The 15364-nt window shown below is 57.6% G+C and carries 10 protein-coding genes; 6 read left to right on the forward strand and 4 right to left on the reverse strand.

All coding sequences use genetic code 11. The annotated features are described in order from the left end of the window. Positions 1–92: 92 nt before the first annotated feature. Entirely contained in the window at positions 93–866 is a 774-nt protein-coding gene (gene bioH, locus V1603_RS01340) for a pimeloyl-ACP methyl ester esterase BioH (protein ID WP_316380246.1), read from the reverse strand. Positions 867–902: 36 nt separating this feature from the next. Between bioH and gntX the strand changes: the two genes are divergently transcribed. The 3 genes from gntX to gntT all read left to right on the forward strand — a co-directional run bounded on the left by gntX (position 903) and on the right by gntT (position 3847). Continuing rightward, on the forward strand, positions 903–1586 hold the full coding sequence (gene gntX / locus V1603_RS01345; protein ID WP_395313401.1) for a DNA utilization protein GntX: 684 nt from the start codon (positions 903–905) through the stop codon (positions 1584–1586). 61 nt (positions 1587–1647) lie between these two features. Then, positions 1648–2223, forward strand: a complete 576-nt coding sequence (nfuA, locus tag V1603_RS01350) for a Fe-S biogenesis protein NfuA (protein WP_003861601.1) — start codon at positions 1648–1650, stop codon at positions 2221–2223. Between the two features lie 307 nt (positions 2224–2530). Further along, complete coding sequence (gene gntT / locus V1603_RS01355) at positions 2531–3847, forward strand: gluconate transporter (RefSeq protein ID WP_116342718.1); 1317 nt, start codon at positions 2531–2533, stop codon at positions 3845–3847. A 108-nt stretch (positions 3848–3955) separates the two neighbouring features. Here gntT and V1603_RS01360 read toward each other — a convergent pair whose 3' ends face one another. The 3 genes from V1603_RS01360 to malP all read right to left on the reverse strand — a co-directional run bounded on the left by V1603_RS01360 (position 3956) and on the right by malP (position 9588). Continuing rightward, complete coding sequence (locus tag V1603_RS01360; protein WP_395313161.1) at positions 3956–4891, reverse strand: IS110 family transposase; 936 nt, start codon at positions 4889–4891, stop codon at positions 3956–3958. 212 nt (positions 4892–5103) lie between these two features. Then, on the reverse strand, positions 5104–7185 hold the full coding sequence (gene malQ, locus V1603_RS01365; protein ID WP_395313402.1) for a 4-alpha-glucanotransferase: 2082 nt from the start codon (positions 7183–7185) through the stop codon (positions 5104–5106). Positions 7186–7194: 9 nt separating this feature from the next. Further along, positions 7195–9588 carry a maltodextrin phosphorylase gene (malP, locus tag V1603_RS01370; RefSeq protein WP_395313403.1) on the reverse strand — a complete coding sequence of 798 codons (2394 nt, stop codon included), beginning with the start codon at positions 9586–9588 and terminating at the stop codon, positions 7195–7197. Between the two features lie 585 nt (positions 9589–10173). Here malP and malT point away from each other — a divergent pair. From malT to V1603_RS01385, 3 genes are all read left to right on the forward strand, one after another. Next, positions 10174–12879 (forward strand): HTH-type transcriptional regulator MalT, encoded by a 2706-nt coding sequence (gene malT / locus V1603_RS01375; protein WP_061096855.1) that lies wholly within the window; start codon positions 10174–10176, stop codon positions 12877–12879. 225 nt (positions 12880–13104) lie between these two features. After that, positions 13105–14040 (forward strand): IS110 family transposase, encoded by a 936-nt coding sequence (locus V1603_RS01380; RefSeq protein WP_395313161.1) that lies wholly within the window; start codon positions 13105–13107, stop codon positions 14038–14040. 127 nt (positions 14041–14167) lie between these two features. Beyond that, entirely contained in the window at positions 14168–15322 is a 1155-nt protein-coding gene (locus tag V1603_RS01385; protein WP_395313404.1) for an IS481 family transposase, read from the forward strand. Positions 15323–15364 lie beyond the last annotated feature (42 nt).

Genomic DNA, 15364 nt, shown 5'->3' on the forward strand with positions numbered 1-15364 from the left:
TGTTGTTTTTGATTATCGTAGGCAGAACAACCGCAACGACATCTGGAGTATGGTTGCGGTGTGTAACTTTTTCCAGGCTGGATAGAAAATAATCAGTCTAAACGTTGACTTAACGCAACCAGCGCTGAACAAAATTCCGTCGGATGAGAGATAAACGGAGCATGCGCGGCTTTGGCAATGACCCGGGATTCGCTGTCCGGCCAGAGGGAATCCAGAAGTGGAACCACTTTGCGCGGCACCAGCCCGTCCAGATGGCCATAGATACGCAGGTGCGGCATGGCCAGCGCAGTCAGCGGCTCCCGCAGGTCGACCGTTTTCAGGATCTCAAGACCGCCGTTAAGCACCTCGACGTCCGGCATCGGCAGGGAGAGCACCACCTGCTTCAGCGCTCTGGCATCCTGACGCGCGGTTTCCGTCCCCATTGTCTGCAATGCGAGGAATCGCTCGACAGTCCGCTGGAAATCGTCGCTCAGCTGCTGCTGGAAGCCCGCCAGCACGTCAGGTTTGATGCCGGGCCACGCCTCTTGCGCGCTAAAGCATGGCGACGAGGCCACGGTGACCAGCGCCTTAACGCGCTCGGGCCAGGAGAGCGCAATCTGGCTTGCCACCAGCCCGCCCAGGCTCCAGCCCAGCCAGATGGCATTTTGCGGCGCGGCGTCCACAACCTGCTGCGCCATCTCATCAAGCGACATCGCGCTAAAGCCGCGGCTGCGACCGTAGCCCGGTAGATCAACCAGATGTAACGTAAATTGCGAGGCAAGTTCCTCGCTTATGCAATGCCACACTTCCGCATTCAGGCCCCATCCGTGCAGCAGCACAAGATGGCAATTTCCTGTCCCTACGGTCTGCCACCACAGCGTCTTCATCAGTTACTGTTCTCTTTTTTCACATGGAGGTTGCACATGCTAACAGTGCCTGGCTTGTGCTGGCTATGCAAAATGCCGCTTGCCCTCAGCGCGTGGGGCGTCTGTTCCGTCTGCACGCGCTCGCTGGCAAGGCGTATCACAACCTGCCCGCAATGTGGTTTACCGGCGGCTAACCGCTATGTGCCCTGCGGCCGCTGCCTGAAAAAATCCCCGCCGTGGAGCGCGCTGGTAGCCGTGGATGATTATGTCCCACCGCTGAGCGGGCTTATTCACGCCCTGAAGTTTTCCGGCCAGAGTTCGCTGGCGCAGCCCCTTGCCCGCCTGCTATTGCTGGCGGTTTTACAGGCGCGAAGAACCCGCGCTCTGCCGAAAATCGATAGGGTGGTGAATGTCCCCTTATACCAACGTCGGCACTGGCGGCGCGGCTATAATCAAAGCGACCTGCTCTGCCGCCCGCTCGCCCGGTGGCTAGGCTGTCGCTATGATGCCTGCGCGCTTACCCGCGTACATGCCACCGCTATCCAGCATCAGCTCAACGCCCGGCTTCGCAAAAGGAACCTGAAAAACGCCTTTCGCCTTGAATTGCCGGTCAAAGGCCTCCATATCGCCATCGTGGATGACGTCGTCACCACAGGCAGTACCGTTGCTGAACTTTCCCGACTGCTTTTGCAAAGCGGCGCCGCGTCGGTTCAGGTATGGTGTCTGTGCCGTACCTTGTAGCCCTTCTTCAATGGGCGTATGATTATACCCAGGTAATTTAGTCAACTATTAGGCCAAAGCTATGATCCGTATTTCCGATTCTGCACAAGCGCACTTTGCCAAACTGCTGGCAAATCAGGAAGAAGGGACGCAGATCCGCGTGTTTGTGATCAATCCAGGCACTCCGAATGCAGAATGTGGTGTCTCTTATTGTCCTCCGGATGCTGTGGAAGCAACTGACACTGCCCTTAAATTTGAACAGCTCACCGCTTATGTCGATGAACTGAGCGCGCCGTATCTTGAAGATGCGGAGATCGACTTCGTCACCGACCAGCTGGGTTCTCAGCTGACCCTGAAAGCGCCAAACGCCAAAATGCGTAAAGTGTCTGACGATGCGCCGCTGATGGAGCGCGTTGAGTATCTGCTTCAGTCCCAGATCAACCCACAGCTAGCTGGCCACGGCGGTCGCGTTTCCCTGATGGAAATCACGGAAGACGGCCTGGCGATCCTGCAGTTCGGCGGCGGCTGTAATGGTTGCTCTATGGTCGACGTGACCCTGAAAGAAGGGATCGAGAAGCAGCTGCTGAACGAGTTCCCGGAACTGAAAGGCGTGCGTGATCTGACCGAGCACCAGCGCGGCGAGCACTCTTACTACTAATTCAGTACCCGCCCGTATTGCCCGGTGGCGCCACGCTTACCGGGCCAACCTCCCTTGCCTTCCCACCTCGATATGTTGACCTGCGTCTCATAATTCAAATTTTGCCTCACTGGGTGATTCTCAACCGCGATATGTTACCCGTATCATTCTCGTGGGCACTCAATACCCTTATAACAGCCGACTAAACTTAACTGTTTCGCAGGCATCAGTATGAGTGCCGTTAACCACTCTGTTCCCAGTTGGGACAATCGGAATTTGTCGTTGAAACAATGACGTTACCCATAACAATTCAAAGGCCAGGTAAATCATGCCATTAGTCATCGTTGCTATCGGTGTTGTGTTATTACTGCTCTTGATGATCCGTTTCAAAATGAACGGATTTATCGCTCTGGTTCTGGTGGCACTTGCAGTCGGTCTGATGCAGGGGATGCCGCTGGTTAAAGTTATCAGCTCTATCAAAGCCGGCGTCGGCGGCACGCTCGGCAGCCTGGCGCTGATCATGGGCTTCGGCGCCATGCTCGGCAAAATGCTGGCGGACTGCGGTGGCGCGCAGCGTATTGCCACCACCCTGATTGCCAAATTCGGTAAACAGCACATTCAGTGGGCAGTGGTGTTAACCGGTTTTACCGTCGGTTTCGCGCTGTTCTATGAAGTGGGCTTTGTGCTGATGCTGCCGCTGGTGTTTACCATCGCTGCGGCAGCGAACATCCCGCTGCTGTTTGTGGGTGTGCCAATGGCTGCGGCCCTGTCCGTGACCCACGGCTTCCTGCCGCCACACCCGGGTCCAACCGCTATCGCCACCATCTTCCACGCCGATATGGGTAAAACCCTGCTGTTCGGTACGATTCTGGCGATCCCGACCGTGATTCTGGCGGGCCCGGTGTATGCCCGCTTCCTGAAAGGCATTGATAAGCCTATCCCGGAAGGTCTGTACAGCGCCAAAACCTTCACCGAAGAAGAGATGCCGGGCTTTGGCGTCAGCGTCTGGACCTCTCTGGTGCCGGTGATCCTGATGGCGATGCGCGCCGTGGCGGAGATGATCCTGCCGAAAGGTCATGCTTTCCTGTCCGTTGCGGAATTCCTGGGTGACCCGGTAATGGCAACGCTGATTGCGGTGTTGATCGCGATGTTCACCTTCGGTCTTAACCGCGGTCGTTCAATGGATCAAATCAACGACACGCTGACCTCTTCCATCAAAATCATTGCCATGATGCTCCTGATCATCGGCGGCGGCGGTGCGTTCAAGCAGGTGCTGGTCGACAGCGGCGTGGACAAATACATCGCTGCCATGATGCATGAAACCAACGTGTCGCCGCTCCTGATGGCCTGGTCTATTGCTGCAGTTCTGCGTATTGCGCTGGGTTCTGCGACCGTTGCGGCGATCACCGCAGGCGGTATCGTTGCCCCGCTGATTGCGACCACGGGCGTAAGCCCTGAGCTGATGGTTATCGCCGTCGGTTCCGGTAGCGTGATTTTCTCTCACGTTAACGACCCTGGCTTCTGGCTGTTCAAGGAGTACTTCAACCTGACGATCGGTGAAACCATCAAGTCCTGGTCCGCGCTGGAAACCATTATTTCGGTGTGTGGTCTGGTCGGGGTGCTGCTGTTGAATATGGTTGTCTGATGTAAAAAAGCCGGGTGGCGCTGACGCTTACCCGGCCTACATTCTATTTCCTCTCCCTCCGGGAGAGGGTTAGGGTGAGCAGCTGTGTTTAAAGTCAACGGCTGACGGCTAAGCTGCCACCCATTTTTTATTGTCCCGCACCATTGCATTCAGGATTGTCACCAGCTTCCTGACGCAGGCCGTCATCGCCACTTTAAACGCTTTTCCCTTTCCTCTCAGTCTCTCAAAAAACGCCTGTATGGTCGGGTTATAACGCACCGCTGACATCGCAGCCATATACAACGCTGCCCGCACTGCACTCCGTCCTCCCCAGATACAGCGTTTTCCTTTCATTTTTCCGCTGTCATGCGCATACGGACACACCCCGACCAGGGCACTGATTTTACGTCTGCTAAGCTGCCCCAGCTCAGGCAGCATCGACAGCAGAACCGCCAGTGTTGTCCGCCCGATACCTTTCACTTCCTCCAGAAGCTTTACCTTCTCCTGCCATAGCGGCATCACTTTTATCTGCCGGTCTATGTCGTCATCCGTGTCCTTTATCTCCGCGTTCAGCCAGTCGATATGCCGTTTGATACCCGTCCGGATGAGTTCGTCGGTGCAGGAGCCGTAGCGGTTCTGCTCCATGGTTCTGTTGTCCACCAGCTGACGACGACGGGATACCATCATGGCCAGACGCTGCGTCTGCTCGTCTGGTGCGGGGCGTACATCCGGCGTCATCCTGCGACCAAACTCGCAGATAATACGGGCATCATTCGGGTCGGTCTTGAAGAGTGTTCCCAGCGCCCGGGCGAAATGTCTGACCTGAGCGGGGTTCACCACGGCGACGGGAAGGCCGGCAAGCTCAAGCGTGGCAGCCAGAAGGTTATGGTAACGGCCGGTGGCCTCCATCACGATGCGAACAACGGTGCGGGATGCGAGTGCATCGAGGAGTTGCTGGTGCCCGTGTGGGGTGTTCTCCAGATGGAGAAACAGTCCGTCAGGACTGATGAAGACGTCAAAAGTGTCTTTGGCAATATCGATGCCGACGGTGGTATGTTCAGTCATGTTCATGTCTCCCGGCCTTGTAATATACGGGCTGGCACAGGCCGCCCGGGCAGCTGTTCGGGTTAACAGGAAAACTGATGCCACGCCATGAGCTCACCCGCGGGCTTGAAAACCCAGAGGGCTAACGGGCTGTGGCATCAGGTGAAACTCAGTGACAGTTTACCCGTCTGTAGACGGGTAACTGAAGTGACTTTAAACATACAAGGGTGAAACTACCGCTTCTTACCCACTGCCCTTCTGCGCTTATCCAAATCCTTAATCAGCCTGTTCACCCCGTCATCGGCAAACATCTTCTCAAGCGTTGTGGACAGCTTGCGTCGCCAGTTCTTGTACTGATAGCTGGTGCCCGGAACGTTCACCGGCTCCGCCATATCAATCCAGTCTTCCGGCTGCAGGCCGAGCAACGCGCTGTTGCTGTCGGCAATATAGCGCTGCAGGCCACGGTTGAGCGTTGGGGTCATCGCCATCAGCGACGCTTTATGCCCTGCACGCTTCGGCAGACAGCCATGCTTATGCAGCGCATCCAGCAGCCCCTGCTTCGCCAGCTCACGATCCTGATACAGACCGCGCAGAACCTCTTCATCAGGATACAGTCCCAGCGTTTTGCCGAGGGTCAGGTCGCCGCTTTCCCAGTAGCCCCTGAGCGTAGGAAGATCATGCGTCGTCGCGACTGCCATTGACTGTTCAGGGTACGCTTTCGGCGCGCGGAAGGTTTTCTCATGGTCGTTTTCAAAATAGAGCACTTTATAGGAGTAGACGCCGCTGTCGCGGAGCTTGCTGACAATTTCCACCGGCACGGTACCGAGATCTTCACCGATCACCATGCACTGGTGACGTTTACTCTCCAGCGCCAGGATCGACAGCAGATCGTCAACCGGATATTGGACGTACGCCCCGTGATCGGCCGTTTCACCGTACGGGATCCACCACAGGCGCAGCACGGACATCACGTGGTCAATGCGCAGCGCCCCGCAGTTCTGCATGTTCGCGCGCAGCAAGTCGATAAACGGCTCGTAGGCGCGCGCCGCGATGACGTGCGGATCCATCGGCGGCAGCCCCCAGTTTTGGCCGAGCGGCCCGAGGATATCCGGCGGCGCGCCCACAGACGCCTTCAGGCAGTAGAGCTCACGGTCGCACCAGGTTTCAGCGCCGCCTTCCGCCACGCCCACGGCCAGGTCACGATACAGACCGATCGGCATCTTATAGCCCTGGCTCACCTGCCAGCAGGCAGCAAACTGGCTGTACGCCAGCCACTGCAGCCACAGGTAGAAGTCCACCTCGTCGGCATGATTTTTACAGAAGGCTTTGACTTCAGGGGTATCAACGGTCTGATACGCTTCCGGCCAGACCGGCCAGCCCCAGCGCATTTCGTCCTCTTTCACCTGATATGCGTGCAGCGCATCAAATGCCGCCTGCCAGTAGAGGCTTTCGCCTTCCTGCATCACAAACTGGCGGAAGGCCGCCATCTGCTCATCATCACGTTTCGCAAAGCCTTTCCACGCCAGACGCAGCGCGGCCATTTTCAGCGCCGTGACGGTGGAATAGTCCACCCAGTCCGCGTCGCGAGCCTGCTTCAGCATCTGCCGGGTGGTATCAAGCTTCCACCACGCCTGCGCCTCTTTGCTGTTTTTGAAGTCGTCTAACGCGTTAACGTCGATGTAAATCACGTTCAGCCAGCGTCGGGAAGACGGGCTGTACGGGCTGGCGCTTTCCGGATTCGCCGGATAGAGCGCGTGAATTGGGTTAAGGCCAATAAAGGCCCCACCGCGCTCGCCCACGGATGCCAGCATGTTCTTCAGGTCGCCAAAATCGCCGATGCCCCAGTTGCTGTCGGAACGCAGCGTATAGAGCTGCACGCAGGCGCCCCACAGCTTTTTGCCTTCAAGCAGCGCCTGCGGCTCATAGCAGCGTTTTGGCGCGACGATCACCCGGCAGTGAAAACGCTGTTCGTCCTGGGTGAGCGTCAGGCTGTGATAGCCCTCCGGCAGCTTCGCCGGAAGGTTTAACGTTTTGCCGCCGGTGGCGTGGCCTTTATGCTGATGCCCCTCTTCGGTGGTGAGCAGCCAGCTAAACTCGCCGAGCCCCTCCACCGCCAGCGGCATCTTTTTGCCTGCGGTAAAGACCTTCACGTTTGGCACCGGGGCAACCGACGCTTTCGCGTCGGTTTTGTGCATCGCATCCAGCAAACGTCTTTTGGTGTCCGCACCAATAGACTGCGGTTTGCCGTGCGCGTTGATGTAACTGAGGCTAATTCCCGCCGCCTGCGCGGCACTGTCCAGACGTTTACTCTCCATCGCGCTTCCTTAGCGTTTTGCCTGCCAGATACGAGCCTGATAATCACGGATTGAGCGGTCAGAGCTGAACATGCCGCAGCGGGCGGTGTTCAGAATGCACGCCCGGGTCCACGCCTCCTGGTCGCGGTACAGCACGTCGACCTGTTTCTGCGCTTCAACGTAGGCCGTGAAGTCCGCCATTACCAGGTATGGGTCGCCACCGTGTTTGTCCATGCTGTGCAGCATCTGGTCAAACGCGTGCTTGTCGCCGTCGCTATATTTGCCGCTTTCCAGCTCCTTCAGCACCGCATCCAGCACTTTGTCTTTCTTACGCCATTTCACCGGATCGTAGCCTTTGGCCTTGATGGCTTTCACCTCTTCCACGGTATGGCCGAAGATAAAGATATTCTCTTCACCGACCTTCTCGGCGATTTCGACGTTCGCCCCGTCGAGCGTGCCGACGGTCAGCGCGCCGTTCAGCGCCAGCTTCATGTTGCCGGTACCGGACGCTTCTTTCCCTGCGGTCGAGATCTGCTCGGAGATATCCGCCGCCGGGATCAGCATTTCAGCCGCCGAGACGCAGTAGTCCGGCAGGAACACCACCTTCAGCTTGTCGCCCACTTTCGGATCGCTGTTGATCGCCGCCGCCACTTTATTAATGGCGAGGATAATGTTTTTCGCCAGGTAGTAGCCCGGCGCCGCTTTCGCACCGAACAGGAACACGCGCGGCACGCGGTCGGCCTGCGGGTTCTCGCGGATCTCTTTGTACAGCGCCAGAATGTGCAGCAGGTTCAGGTGCTGGCGCTTGTACTCATGCAGACGTTTGATCTGAATGTCGAAAATGGCATGCGGGTTGATCTCAATCCCGGTACGCACTTTCACGAACTCCGCCAGGCGAACCTTGTTCTCCAGCTTGATCGCACGGTACTGCTCGCGGAATTTCGCGTCGTCGGCCTGTTTTTCCAGGTTGATCAGCTGGTCCAGATCGTTGGCCCACTCTTTCTTCAGGGTCTTGTCCAGCAGGCCGGCCAGCAGCGGGTTGCACTGCTTGATCCAGCGACGCGGCGTGATGCCGTTGGTCACGTTGTGGAATTTGGTCGGCCACAGCTGGTGATATTCCGGGAACAGATCTTTCACCACCAGGTCGGAGTGCAGCGCCGCCACGCCGTTAACGGCAAAGCCGCTGACTACGCACATGTTTGCCATGCGCACCTGTTTGTCGTGCACCACTGCCAGCTTGGCCCAAACGGCTTTGTCGCCCGGCCAGGTTTTCTCAACCAGCGCTTTAAACTGGTCGTTAATCTTGTTGATGATCTGCATATGGCGCGGCAGCAGCGCTTTCACCAGCTTCTCATCCCAGCACTCGAGCGCTTCTGGCATCAGGGTGTGGTTGGTGTAGGCGAAGGTGCGGCTGGTGATGGCCCAGGCGTCGTCCCAGCTCAGCTGATGCTCGTCGATCAGCACGCGCAGCAGTTCCGGGATGGCAATAGTCGGGTGCGTGTCGTTGAGCTGGATAACTTCGAAGTCCGGCAGCTGCGCCAGCTTGCGGCCCGCCAGATGATGGCGACGCAGAATGTCCGCCACGGAGCAGGCGCACTGGAAGTACTGCTGCATCAGGCGCAGCTTTTTACCCGCCAGATGATTGTCGTTCGGGTAGAGGACCTTCGTCAGCTTCTCGGCGTCAATGCCCTGCTGTTCGGCGCGCAGGAAATCACCGTCGTTGAATTTGGTCAGGTTAAACGGATGCGCGTGCTTCGCCTGCCACAGACGCAGCGGCTGCGCCACACCGTTACGGTAGCCGAGCACCGGCAGATCCCAGGCTTCACCGGTAATAGTGAACGCCGGCTCCCAGAGCCCCAGCTTCGTCACTTTCCCGCCTATGCCGACCTGCACATCCAGCTGCGCGTTGTGGCGGAACCACGGGTAGGTGTTACGGTGCCAGTCGTCCGGCGCTTCCATCTGATGGCCGTCGGCAAACGACTGACGGAACAGACCGTACTGGTAGTTCAGACCATAGCCAATCGCCGACTGGCCGACGGTCGCCATGGAGTCAAGGAAGCAGGCCGCCAGACGACCCAGACCGCCGTTACCCAGCGCCGGGTCAATCTCTTCTTCCAGCAGGTCGGTCAGGTTAATGTCATGCTCTTTCAGCACATCACCCACCTCCTGATACCAGCCAAGGTTCAGCAGGTTGTTGCCGGTCAGGCGGCCAATCAGGAACTCCATCGAGATATAGTTGACGTGACGCTGGCCTTTGACGGGCTTCGCCACGGGCTGAGCATCCAGCTGCTCTGCGAGCGCCCCGCTCACCGCCTGCCACCACTGGTGAGGCGTCATCTCGTTTGCAGCATGAAGGCCAAAACGCTGCCACTGACGCGTCAGGGCAGCCTGGAATTGAGCTTTGTTGAAGGTAGGCTGTGACATAGGGGATCGGCATCCTTTAGAAAGAAAACACAAGTTGGCGCTAGTGTGCCTGGCTCATTTCACCTCTTCCTCCTCCCGTGGGGGATTAGACAGGGAGGAGTAGTGGGGATGAGCATAAAAGTGTGATCGAGGCCACTCTGAGAGCATAGCCGTAGCGTGCCAGGAAGTTAAAAAAGTAACCGGGGAGAATGTCAAAGAAATGAAATGCAGTTTCGGGTGAAATTAATCCGCCCGGAAATGATTGCTTACGGAGAATAATATTTCAGCAATGGGCTCATACCTAAGGAGATTATTAATCTCACTCAACTTTACCCGAAGTTTATTAAATTCGACGTCATTATACCTTTCTGAAACCAGTTTCAGCCCGACCGGATGACATCCATACAAGCCAGCATTCACGCGGCATCAAAGCCTTTTCAAAAAAGTTCCAACACTGGCCGGAATGTTTTGTGACAGAGTGCAAATTCAGAGCCACAAAAGCCAGACATAACTTGCAATAGTTCTCTTTCTGACCGACCTTATAGCTATTAATTACGAAGCGCAAAAAAAATAAATTCTCTCGTTCCCCACAGTGAAGTGAAACCTATGTTGATTCCGTCTAAATTAAGTCGCCCGGTTCGTCTTGACCATACAGTGGTCCGCGAGCGTCTGTTGGCTAAACTTTCCGGCGCGCATAATTTCCGACTGGCGCTGGTTACGAGCCCTGCAGGTTATGGAAAAACAACGCTCATTTCACAATGGGCCGCAGGTAAAAGCGATCTTGGCTGGTACTCTCTTGATGAGGGCGATAACCAGCAAGAGCGTTTTGCCAGCTATCTGATTGCCGCTATTCAACAGGCAACCAATGGACACTGCGTCGCCAGTGAAGCGATGGTGCAAAAGCGCCAGTACGCCAGCCTGTCCTCCCTTTTCTCTCAGCTATTTATCGAACTGGCCGAATGGCATCGCCCGCTGTACGTGGTAATTGATGACTATCATCTGATTACGAACCCGGTGATCCACGAGTCGATGCGCTTCTTCCTGCGTCATCAGCCGGAAAACCTGACCTTAGTCGTGCTGTCACGCAACCTGCCGCAGCTGGGAATTGCCAACCTGCGCGTGCGCGATCAGCTTCTGGAAGTGGGCAGCCAACAGCTGGCCTTCACCCACCAGGAAGCGAAACAGTTCTTCGACTGCCGCCTGACCTCGCCGATTGAGGCCGCTGAAAGCAGCCGCCTGTGTGATGACGTCGCGGGCTGGGCGACGGCGCTACAGCTGATTGCCCTCTCTGCCCGGCAAAACAACAGCCCGACGCACCAGTCTGCGCGTCGTCTGGCCGGCATCAACGCCAGCCATCTTTCTGATTACCTGGTGGATGAGGTGCTGAACAGCGTCGATCCATCGACCCGTAATTTCCTGCTGAAAAGTTCCCTGCTGCGTTCCATGAACGACGCGCTGATTGTGCGCGTTACCGGCTGTGAAAACGGCCAGCTGCAGCTGGAAGAGATTGAACGTCAGGGCCTGTTCCTGACGCGCATGGACGATCCCGGCGAGTGGTTCAGCTACCATCCGCTGTTTGGCAGCTTCCTGCGCCAGCGCTGCCAGTGGGAGCTTGCCACGGAATTGCCGGAAATCCACCGCGCCGCCGCCGAAAGCTGGATGGCGCAAGGTTTCCCGAGCGAGGCCATTCACCACGCGCTTGCCGCCGGTGACGCCAGCATGCTGCGCGATATCTTGCTTAACCACGCGTGGGGACTGTTTAACCACAGCGAGCTGACGCTGCTGGAAGAGTCGTTGAAAGCCCTGCCGTGGGAGAGCCTGCTGGAGAACCCGCGTCTGGTGCTGCTCCAGGCCTGGCTGATGCAGAGCCAGCACCGCTACAGCGAAGTGAATACCCTGCTGGCGCGCGCCGAGCAGGAGATGGAAAGCGAAATGGATATCACCCTGCATGGCGAATTTAACGCCCTGCGGGCGCAGGTCGCGATTAACGACGGCGATGCGGATGAAGCGGAACGACTGGCGATGGTCGCGCTGGATGAACTGCCGCTGGCGAATTTCTACAGCCGGATTGTGGCGACCTCGGTGCACGGCGAAGTGCTGCACTGCAAGGGTGAACTGACGCGTTCCCTTTCGCTGATGCAGCAAACCGAGCAGATGGCGCGCCGCCATGATGTGTGGCACTACGCGCTGTGGAGCCTGATCCAGCAAAGCGAGATTTTATTCGCTCAGGGGTTCCTGCAGGCGGCCTGGGAAAATCAGGAAAAAGCGTTCCAGCTGATTCGTGAACAGCACCTGGAACAGCTGCCGATGCACGAGTTCCTGTTGCGTATTCGCGCTCAGCTCCTGTGGGCGTGGTCGCGCCTGGATGAAGCAGAAAGCTGCGCCCGTCAGGGTGTGAACGTGCTTTCTGGCTTCCAGCCGCAGCAGCAGTTGCAGTGTCTGGCTCTGCTGGTGCAGTGCTCGCTGGCGCGCGGCGATCTGGATAACGCCCGCAATCACCTTAACCGTCTGGAAAACCTGCTCGGCAACGGGCAGTACCACAGCGACTGGGTGTCAAACGCTGACAAGGTCCGGGTAATTTACTGGCAGATGACGGGGGACAAAAAATCCGCCGCCAACTGGCTGCGTCAGACGCCAAAACCGGAATTTGCCAATAACCACTTCCTGCAAAGCCAGTGGCGCAACATCGCCCGCGTGCAGATCCTGCTGGGTGACTTTGAGCCTGCCGAAATTGTGCTGGAAGAGTTAAACGAAAACGCCCGCAGCCTGCGCCTGATGAGCGACCTGAACCGCAACCTGCTGCTGCTTAATCAGCTTTACTGGCAGGCGGGGCGCAAAAACGACGCCCAGCGCGTGCTGCTGGAAGCCCTGCAGCTGGCGAACCGCACCGGGTTTATTAGCCACTTCGTGATTGAAGGTGAAGTGATGGCGCAGCAGCTGCGCCAGCTGATTCAGCTCAACACGCTGCCGGAGCTGGATCAGCATCGCGCCCAGCGCATTCTGCGCGAGATTAATCAGCACCACCGTCACAAGTTTGCGCATTTCGACGAGAACTTCGTTGAACGCCTGCTGAACCACCCGGAAGTGCCAGAGCTTATTCGCACCAGCCCGCTCACCCAGCGCGAATGGCAGGTGCTGGGGCTGATCTATTCAGGCTACAGCAATGAGCAGATTGCCGGAGAGCTGGCGGTGGCGGCAACCACCATCAAAACGCATATTCGCAATCTGTATCAGAAGCTGGGCGTGGCGCACCGTCAGGATGCGGTGCAGCATGCGCAGCAACTGTTGAAGATGATGGGATATGGGGTTTAGATCCTCTGCGGTCTGATGCCCTTGTATGTTTAAAGTCACTTCAGTTACCCGTCTACAGACGGGTAAACTGTCACTGAGTTTCACCTGATGCCACAGCCCGTTAGCCCTCTGGGTTTTCAAGCCCGCGGGTGAGCTCATGGCGTGGCATCAGTTTTCCTGTTAACCCGAACAGCTGCCCGGGCGGCCTGTGCCAGCCCGTATATTACAAGGCCGGGAGACATGAACATGACTGAACATACCACCGTCGGCATCGATATTGCCAAAGACACTTTTGACGTCTTCATCAGTCCTGACGGACTGTTTCTCCATCTGGAGAACACCCCACACGGGCACCAGCAACTCCTCGATGCACTCGCATCCCGCACCGTTGTTCGCATCGTGATGGAGGCCACCGGCCGTTACCATAACCTTCTGGCTGCCACGCTTGAGCTTGCCGGCCTTCCCGTCGCCGTGGTGAACCCCGCTCAGGTCAGACATTTCGCCCGGGCGCTGGGAACACTCTTCAAGACCGACCCGAATGATGCCCGTATTATCTGCGAGTTTGGTCGCAGGATGACGCCGGATGTACGCCCCGCACCAGACGAGCAGACGCAGCGTCTGGCCATGATGGTATCCCGTCGTCGTCAGCTGGTGGACAACAGAACCATGGAGCAGAACCGCTACGGCTCCTGCACCGACGAACTCATCCGGACGGGTATCAAACGGCATATCGACTGGCTGAACGCGGAGATAAAGGACACGGATGACGACATAGACCGGCAGATAAAAGTGATGCCGCTATGGCAGGAGAAGGTAAAGCTTCTGGAGGAAGTGAAAGGTATCGGGCGGACAACACTGGCGGTTCTGCTGTCGATGCTGCCTGAGCTGGGGCAGCTTAGCAGACGTAAAATCAGTGCCCTGGTCGGGGTGTGTCCGTATGCGCATGACAGCGGAAAAATGAAAGGAAAACGCTGTATCTGGGGAGGACGGAGTGCAGTGCGGGCAGCGTTGTATATGGCTGCGATGTCAGCGGTGCGTTATAACCCGACCATACAGGCGTTTTTTGAGAGACTGAGAGGAAAGGGAAAAGCGTTTAAAGTGGCGATGACGGCCTGCGTCAGGAAGCTGGTGACAATCCTGAATGCAATGGTGCGGGACAATAAAAAATGGGTGGCAGCTTAGCCGTCAGCCGTTGACTTTAAACACAGCTGCTCACCCCGGCCCTCTCCCACTGTACAGTCCGGGGACATAGTGAACACTTGTTCGGGGACATGGTAGACACTTACAACTGAGGCATAAGAACCCGTTTATGGAGTCGCTTATGCCCTGGGATGCGAGAGATACCATGTCATTACGTACCGAGTTTGTTTTGTTCGCCTCGCAGGACGGGGCGAACATCCGTTCCCTCTGCCGTCGCTTTGGCATTTCACCTGCCACCGGCTACAAGTGGCTTCGCCGCTGGGCTCACGAAGGCCCGTCCGGCCTTCAGGACCGCCCGCGCATACCGCACCATTCCCCGAACCGCTCATCTGACGACATCACTGCCCTGCTGCGCATGGCGCATGACCGTCATGAACGCTGGGGCGCCCGCAAGATTAAGCGCTGGCTCGAAGACCAGGGGCACCCCATGCCCGCCTTCAGCACCGTCCATAACCTCATGGCCCGTCACGGCCTGCTGCCGGGCGCTTCACCGGGCATTCCCGCCACGGGACGCTTCGAACACGACGCGCCGAACCGCCTCTGGCAGATGGATTTTAAGGGCCACTTTCTCTTTGGCGGTGGCCGCTGCCATCCGCTCACCCTGCTGGACGACCACTCCCGTTTTTCCCTGTGCCTGGCGCCCTGTACCGATGAACGGCGCGAGACCGTGCAGCAGCAGCTGGTCAGCGTGTTTGAACGCTACGGCCTGCCGGACCGGATGACGATGGACAACGGCTCACCGTGGGGCGACACCACCGGCACCTGGACGGCGCTGGAGTTGTGGCTGATGCGTCTGGGTATCCGGGTGGGGCACTCCCGGCCTTACCATCCGCAGACGCAGGGCAAGCTGGAGCGTTTTCACCGCAGCCTGAAGGCGGAAGTGCTGCAGGGAAAATGGTTCGCGGACAGCGGTGAGCTGCAGCGCGCCTTCGACCACTGGCGGACGGTCTATAACCTTGAACGCCCGCACGAGGCGCTGGATATGGCGGTACCGGGCTCGCGGTATCAGCCGTCAGCCCGGCAGTACAGCGGCAACACAACGCCACCGGAATATGACGAGGGCGTGATGGTCAGGAAAGTGGATGTCAGCGGAAAGCTGAGCGTGAAAGGGGTAAGTCTGAGCGCAGGCAAGGCGTTCAGGGGAGAACGGGTCGGGCTGAAGGAGACGCAGGAGGACGGCTGCTATGAAGTGTGGTGGTACAGCACGAAAGTGGGGGTGATCGACCTGAAGAAAAAGTCGATCACCATGGGTAAAGGATGTTAAAAAGTGTTCACCATGTCCCCGAACACCTGTCTACCATGTCCC

The sequence above is a fragment of the Enterobacter sp. ECC-219 genome, assembly GCF_043966805.1.
Lineage (GTDB): Bacteria > Pseudomonadota > Gammaproteobacteria > Enterobacterales > Enterobacteriaceae > Enterobacter > Enterobacter cloacae_N.

Bases quoted from the DNA above. Each gene is read 5' to 3' on its own strand.
- bioH (WP_316380246.1), bottom strand. From the start codon at position 866: ATGAAGACGCTGTGGTGGCAGACCGTAGGGACAGGAAATTGCCATCTT.
- gntX (WP_395313401.1), top strand. From the start codon at position 903: ATGCTAACAGTGCCTGGCTTGTGCTGGCTATGCAAAATGCCGCTTGCC.
- nfuA (WP_003861601.1), top strand. From the start codon at position 1,648: ATGATCCGTATTTCCGATTCTGCACAAGCGCACTTTGCCAAACTGCTG.
- gntT (WP_116342718.1), top strand. From the start codon at position 2,531: ATGCCATTAGTCATCGTTGCTATCGGTGTTGTGTTATTACTGCTCTTG.
- V1603_RS01360 (WP_395313161.1), bottom strand. From the start codon at position 4,891: ATGACTGAACATACCACCGTCGGCATCGATATTGCCAAAGACACTTTT.
- malQ (WP_395313402.1), bottom strand. From the start codon at position 7,185: ATGGAGAGTAAACGTCTGGACAGTGCCGCGCAGGCGGCGGGAATTAGC.
- malP (WP_395313403.1), bottom strand. From the start codon at position 9,588: ATGTCACAGCCTACCTTCAACAAAGCTCAATTCCAGGCTGCCCTGACG.
- malT (WP_061096855.1), top strand. From the start codon at position 10,174: ATGTTGATTCCGTCTAAATTAAGTCGCCCGGTTCGTCTTGACCATACA.
- V1603_RS01380 (WP_395313161.1), top strand. From the start codon at position 13,105: ATGACTGAACATACCACCGTCGGCATCGATATTGCCAAAGACACTTTT.
- V1603_RS01385 (WP_395313404.1), top strand. From the start codon at position 14,168: ATGGAGTCGCTTATGCCCTGGGATGCGAGAGATACCATGTCATTACGT.